This window comes from Polaromonas sp. P1_G2 (genome assembly GCF_056405515.1).
In genome coordinates, this window is sequence record NZ_JBFUBY010000862.1 from 1 (window position 1) to 531 (window position 531).

Below are 531 nucleotides of genomic sequence, written 5' to 3' on the forward strand. Positions count from 1 at the left end.
GGGCACATCTCGTGGACAAACATGCGTGGGACCGGTTCGGAGAAGTCTTTACCGAGGATGCCTTTTTTGACTCGAGCGTTTTTGGGTTTCCCCCGGTCACAGGCATTGCAGCGATCCGCCATATGGCGAGCCAGGAGGGTCACGCAAGCGCGCATCACACCACGAATGTGTTCGTTCACGAAGGCCCCAACGACGAGATCCTGGCCGAGTCAAAGGGCCTCGGCCTGTTGTCGAACGGCGCAGTGGCGAGCGTAACTTACACCGACGAGCTGCGGCGGACACCGCAAGGCTGGCGCCTGGCGAGCCGCAGGCTCGCCCTTCAAGCGCCGTCGCGTTGAGATTACCCGTGCTCTTCCCGTCAACCTGCCCCGATCGGGATTCGAGAAGAAAGCCTCCTTCATGCCCGGATTTCACCCAAGAAACGTCCTTGTCTGGCTGCTTGGAGGCTTCTTCGTCATAGGGGCCTATGGCAACACCTTCGTCAGTCCCGAAATTGCCACGGATTACGCCCGGTGGGGCTATCCGCAAGGC

Annotated in this window: 1 protein-coding gene; it reads left to right on the forward strand. The window is 60.5% G+C overall.

The window, feature by feature from the left end; all coding sequences use genetic code 11:
* Positions 1-338, forward strand: a 338-nt coding sequence (locus tag AC1D0P_RS28025; protein ID WP_477679717.1) for a nuclear transport factor 2 family protein, incomplete at its 5' end; no start/stop codon positions are given.
* Between the last annotated feature and the right edge of the window lie 193 nt (positions 339-531).